Source organism: Candidatus Neomarinimicrobiota bacterium, from assembly GCA_022560655.1.
In the GTDB taxonomy this organism is placed as follows: domain Bacteria; phylum Fidelibacterota; class Marinisomatia; order SCGC-AAA003-L08; family TS1B11; genus JADFSS01.
In genome coordinates, this window is record JADFSS010000116.1 from 1 (window position 1) to 4,418 (window position 4,418).

Annotated in this window: 5 protein-coding genes; 1 reads left to right on the forward strand and 4 read right to left on the reverse strand. The window is 58.8% G+C overall.

All coding sequences use genetic code 11. From position 1 onward, the window contains the following. Nucleotides 1–414: aldehyde dehydrogenase family protein (locus tag IH971_10980; protein MCH7498352.1), on the forward strand; the 414-nt coding region annotated here is incomplete at its 5' end. A 379-nt stretch (nt 415–793) separates the two neighbouring features. Here IH971_10980 and IH971_10985 read toward each other — a convergent pair. From IH971_10985 to IH971_11000, 4 genes are all read right to left on the reverse strand, one after another. Beyond that, nucleotides 794–2,056 (reverse strand): glutamate dehydrogenase, encoded by a 1,263-nt coding sequence (locus IH971_10985; protein ID MCH7498353.1) that lies wholly within the window; start codon nt 2,054–2,056, stop codon nt 794–796. A 369-nt stretch (nt 2,057–2,425) separates the two neighbouring features. Further along, nucleotides 2,426–3,106: a Crp/Fnr family transcriptional regulator gene (locus IH971_10990; GenBank protein ID MCH7498354.1), complete on the reverse strand. Its 681-nt coding sequence runs from the start codon at nt 3,104–3,106 to the stop codon at nt 2,426–2,428. Nucleotides 3,107–3,345: 239 nt separating this feature from the next. Next, nucleotides 3,346–3,585 (reverse strand): M2 family metallopeptidase, encoded by a 240-nt coding sequence (locus IH971_10995; protein ID MCH7498355.1) that lies wholly within the window; start codon nt 3,583–3,585, stop codon nt 3,346–3,348. A 12-nt stretch (nt 3,586–3,597) separates the two neighbouring features. Beyond that, nucleotides 3,598–4,418 (reverse strand): M2 family metallopeptidase (locus IH971_11000; GenBank protein MCH7498356.1); only part of this gene is annotated, 821 nt, incomplete at its 5' end.

A 4,418-nucleotide genomic window follows, 5' to 3' on the forward strand; every position in this document is an offset into this window, starting at 1 on the left:
CGGAGCATTGAAAAAGGTGCCAGGTGCCTGCTGGGCGGGGAGATCCCCGAAAGCGCAGGGGCCTACTATCCCCCCACGGTTCTCACCGCAGTCAAGCCAGGGATCCCAGCTTATGAAGAAGAGCTGTTCGGCCCTGTCGCAGCAATTATTCCTGTGAAAGATGAGAACGAAGCGATCAGGGTGGCCAACAACTCTCGCTTCGGTCTTGGGGCGGCGATCTTCACTAAAGACGTGGCAAGGGGAACACGAATTGCGGCGAATGAACTTGAAGCGGGCTGTTGCTTCGTAAATGCTCCGGTGAAGTCAGATCCCAGGCTGCCCTTCGGTGGTGTGAAGGAGAGCGGGTACGGACGCGAACTATCCAAATACGGGATCAAGGAGTTCGTGAACATCAAGACCGTTTTCGTGATGTGAAGGGATCCACACCGAATCGGCCACGTTGGCTTGAACCACGCTTCCCGATTTTCATCGAGGCCGAACTCATAGGCGGGAGGCCAGTAAGTTCCTCACCTATCCACCTTCTTAGATTGTCACTTCCCGGTTTTCCCAGGTCCGTCAAGATGGTGCTGCTGAAGTAGCTTTACCCGCCAGTTGTGGGCCGATCTCAGCGAGGAAAAGCTCGCTTTTCAGGCTTGAAATAGCCTCCCACCCGGATACCTGCCTGATACGCCGCCTATTCTACTGTCGTTAGGTCGCCGGACCGAATTTTCGGCGACACACCTACTGGAGAAATGTGACCGACATCAAAACCGCACGGACTGCGCGGCCCAAGTGGCGGCAAGCCGACAGGGGGCTAGAGGCGGATGTAGCCCCGGGCCTTGGAGGCCTGGTAGACCCGCGAGAGGGCGATGGCGAACGAGGCCAGGCGCAGGGAACATTTGTGTGCCGTAGCGAACTGCATCACGCCGGCAAAGCTTTTCCTGAGAGTGGCGTGGAGTTCCTTATCAATGCGCTCTTTCTCCCAGGCAAACTGCTGGATATTCTGGGCCCATTCGAAATAGCTTACGATAACGCCCCCGGCGTTGGCAATCAGGTCGGGGATGATCTCCACACCGTTGCGGGCCAGGATGTCGCTGCCCAGGGGGGTCACCGGGTGGTTGGCGGCCTCCACCACCACGCCGGCCTTGACTTTGCCAGCATTTTTCTCAGTGATAACACCTCCCAGCGCCGCCGGCACCAGGTAATCACATTCCTGGTTGAGGATCTCATCGCCGTCCAGAGGTTCACCGGCCTTAAATCCGACCACCGAGTCAGTCTTTTTCATATGCTCCATGAGGGCCCGGATGTCAAGACCAGCATCATTGCGGATGCCGCCCCGCACATCGCTGATGGCGATGACCTTGGCCCCTTTCTCCGCGAGGTGTAGGGCGGCGAAGGAGCCCACATTTCCGCACCCCTGGATGACCACCCTGGCATTCTTGAGGTTCCGGCCCTGCCGCTGGGCCCACTGCTCCGTGATGATGGCCACGCCCTTGCCGGTGGCGTCTTCCCGTCCCACGGAGCCGCCCAGTTCCAACGGCTTGCCGGTGACGATGGCAGGGGTATGGCCATTTAACCTGCCGTAGGCTGCCATGGCCCAGCCCATGACCTTGGCGTTGGTGCCCATGTCCGGGCCGGGTATGTCACGGTTGGGCCCGAGGATCATGGCGATGCGGGTGAAGAAGGTGACGGTGACATCATAGAGCTCCTCGTCGGTCATGGTGAGGGGATCGCAGGTGATGCCCCCCATGGCGCCGCCGAAGGGGATATCCACCAGAGCGGTCTTCCAGGTCATGAGGGAAGCGAGGGCCCGCACCTCGTGCAGGTCCACATGGGGATGGTAGCGGATGCCGCCCTTGTAAGGCCCCCGGGCGGCGTTGTGCTGGATACGGTAGCCGGTGAAGTTGCGCAATTTGCCATTGCTGAACAGGGGAATCTCCACGCGAATTTCCCGGTAGGGGCTCTTCAGCAGGGTCAGGGCTTCTTCCGGAACCTTCGCAAGCTCCCGAGCTGCATCCAAGCACTGGTTAACCTCGTCAAACGGTGTCAATGCTTTTTGGGGCTTTTCACTGCTCATTTGGGCTTCATCATTCCAATTGACGTTCCCATGAGCACGGGGACGGTTCCAGGCCAAAGGACAGCGGAGATATCATGGGCACTCAGGATGGGCATGGCATGGATGCACCGCAGTAGACACACGTTGGGCCGGCCTGCACATGGAACCCACAGTCGGGTCAGTCCCACTCTTCCTCCCACTCGTCGGCCTCGGGCTCGTCGCGATTGCGCAGATAGCTCTGATAGCTTACGGCGATAAGGTAGGCCAGCACAAGGATGACCGCGATGAGGGGGAGAACCGCTGACATGGGACTTCGCCGGCAGGCGCTTGGTTTCAAATTACAATGACATAGTCGCGGGCGGCTCCCCTTGCGTATGCACCAACGGGCGGCTACTGCCGCAGGCTCTCCGGGCCGGGAGTCCTCAGGAACTGGGGCGAAAAATCGATCTTGCCCGCGCTTTTGAGCTCGTTGAGGATGGCATTGACGGTCTGCCTGCAGGTGGCGGTGAGTTCGGCGATTTCCTGATGGGTAAGAAAGGGCCGTACCTCCCAGAGGTTCTCCATTTGCTTGCCGAAGTCCTCCATGTAGCGGAGCAGGAAATTCAGGACCCGAAAGTGGGCGTCCTTAAAAACCAGGTCTTCGATCTGGGACTCCACCTTGCGGATGCGCAGGCCGAGGTGGGTCCGGAACTGGCGGCTGAGGGCATTGCTTTTTTCGAGGATCTTCAGGAAGGCTTTCCGGTCGATAGCACAAACCACTGCGTCTTCCACCACTTCGGCGATGTTTTGATGAGTTTCCTGGCCGAGGATGGCCGACTCCCCGAAGATCTCGCCTGCGCCCAGCAGTGCCAGGATTACCGATCGCCCATCCGGCGAAATGCGGGAAATCTTGATCTTCCCCGATATCAACATATAAATGGTGTTGGAGGGCTCTTCGGGGAAGTAGACCACCTCCTTCTTGTTGGTGTAGTTCATCTGGCTGAGATCCGCCAGATCGGTGAGTGTCTGATCCTCAACTTCCTTGAAAAGATTGAAGTTCTGGAGGTCCCATATTTTCGTTCGTTCTGCCATGGTGGCGATGGAGTTTACTCAGATTTTCGCGATTTCCAAATTGTCCGAATCCGCTTAGTGACGGCCTCGGCGGTCATTTCCACCGGGTGGGCCACTTCTTTCCCTGGCCCAGAGGCCCCGAAACGGTCAACGCCCAGGGATAGGCCGTCCGAGCCGATGAACCACTCCCGGCCAGCAGGTGCTTCAGGAAGCGGAAGAATCCAGGCCGGGCGCTGCTGCTCCCTGCTCTCCTCTAGCCACTAAAGCTCCTCCAGCGTATGCGCCCGTCTCTGGTTCTCCTCCCGGAGCCATTCCATAAGGGGTGCGAAACAGACCATCACAGCCGCCGTAGAGAGGTCCTTCCCGGTGGTCTCACGCAACAGCTTCCGCCAGTCCATGGTTAATCCCGTCTCCATGATGGACCATAAGAAATCGCCTACCGCCTTTTTGCCGAAGTAGTTGGTCGCGTGGGGGCCCTGCCCCAGAATGTTCCGGGAAATATGATCGTGGAACTAGGCCACCAACACGTTGGAGATGGCATAGTCATAATACTGGGCCGCGTCGTTGTTAATGTGGGTCTTGACATGGCGTCGGCATACTCCTCCCTTCGAGAGCTCGAACGCAATGCCCTGATACTTGGCCTTTAAGACCCACCCACGCTCATTATACACATCGATATCCAGGGGTTGCGCGTAGAGTTCCCACTCGAAGTGGGTCATCACTCCCGTGGAAAAGGGAATGAACACCACCGCATCCAACGCCTCCTTCAGCAGCGCCTGCATGGGGTCCACCTGGATGTCTCCCATCACCAGTCCAATGCCCTCTGCAAACGGTTTTTGGACGGCTGCGTTCCGCATGAGTGTCCCCACCGCCTCATGGAAACCCCGGTTGGCCCCGCCCCGCAGCAGGGGCGGCACCTCCTTCCTGGTATAAGCCATAAAATAGTAAATATGCCCCAGCTCGTGGTGCGTGGTGCCATACCACCGGGTGTTGTTCTCCACACTCATGAGCGACCGGAGATCGCTCTCCAGGTCCAGGTGCCAGGCCGAGGCGTGGTTGTTCTTCCTGTAGCTGGCCCCCGGTTCCAAAGGATAGAGCGACGAGCGTTCCCAGAATGTCTTGGGCAGCTCCGGGTACCCCAGGCTCACGTAGAACCGTTCGGCCTGCTTCACCAGCCATTCAGGACTTTTTCCGGCCAGGGCGGCGTCCAGGTCAAGGCCCTCTACCGTGATCATTTCCTCCCAGCCCTGTCCCCAACGGTTGGGGAGCCAATGGGCGGGCAGCAGGTCCGGCACCGGCTGATGATATCTCTCCGCCAGGGTATAGCGCGCCC